This window comes from Oleiphilus sp. HI0125, from assembly GCF_001635355.1.
Genome location: NZ_LWGF01001270.1, coordinates 1 through 1009, shown reverse-complemented (window position 1 = coordinate 1009; position 1009 = coordinate 1). Strand labels below are relative to the sequence as shown.

The window sequence follows — 1009 nt, the reverse complement described above, 5'->3', positions numbered from 1 at the left end:
CGCAGAAAGTACGCAAAAAAGAGAAGCATATTTTCTAGAGTTCGCAGAATCAATCCGCGACAAAGTAAACGTACCACTTGTCGTAACCGGAGGATTCCGTTCAGCAGAAGCAATGCAACATGCTCTCGATCAAAACGCTTGTGACATGATCGGGCTAGCGCGTCCACTTGCGATCGACCCTAAAGTCGGACAAAAACTATTAGATGACGCCTCATATAGAATCGACTGGAAAGAACCTACAACGGGCGTAAAAAGTGTGGATCAAATGGCCATGCTTTCGATCACATGGTACGAATTCCAACTCGCGAGAATGGGTGATGGAAAACTTCCTAAACCGAGTTTGAATGCATGGTCTACCGTAGGCCAAACACTATTTTCGGTGGGTAGACACGCATTTAAGAAAAGACGCGCTTAAGTCAGTCTGCGCCGTTAATCAAAGCTCTTTTTTTAGCGGCGCTTAATTTTTTAATTACATATTCTCGTTTCGATGCCTCGCTTCGATTCAGGCACTGTTCACGGTATACGACAGCCTTCGCAACTTTGCCTCTAAAGAACTTAGCACCCTGCTTTCCACCATTAGATACAGCGCAATGTTCTGAGAAACGGCGATCAATATCTGTTGAGATTCCGGTATAAAGGACACCGCACTCAGTCTCAACCATATAAACATACCAGCGCTGTTCCACGACATTCATCCACATCTAATCAACAAAACATATAAAACACTAGGCAGATTTTACATATAATCCGTCGTACTCAGCCATCGCATATTGCATTACTTATGTTTCGAAACGATAAACTCATCAGACCTAAAAATCTTTCAATCACCATAACATTAGTTTTGTCATTGTTGATGTGGTTTGCATCCAATACATTTCCAATCATCGGTTTAGGTCTAGCTATACTCGCATTAGGCCTACTAGCTTATCAGTGTTTGTTTTACTTACATGTTTGGCCAACATTTAAACAACCAGAAAACCCTCTTCTTTTTTCAATTTATTGGTCTTTG

Annotated in this window: 2 protein-coding genes and 1 pseudogene; 2 read left to right on the top strand and 1 reads right to left on the bottom strand. The window is 41.7% G+C overall.

The window, feature by feature from the left end; all coding sequences use genetic code 11:
- Positions 1-415: pseudogene (locus A3762_RS22050) on the top strand (NADH oxidase); the annotation flags it as partial.
- Between the two features lies 1 nt (position 416).
- Here A3762_RS22050 and A3762_RS22045 read toward each other — a convergent pair.
- On the bottom strand, positions 417-686 hold the full coding sequence (locus A3762_RS22045; RefSeq protein WP_231876733.1) for a GIY-YIG nuclease family protein: 270 nt from the start codon (positions 684-686) through the stop codon (positions 417-419).
- Between the two features lie 95 nt (positions 687-781).
- On the opposite strand from A3762_RS22045, the gene A3762_RS28510 reads away from it, so the two are divergent.
- A partial coding sequence (locus A3762_RS28510; protein ID WP_231878895.1) for a hypothetical protein occupies positions 782-1009 on the top strand: 228 nt, incomplete at its 3' end.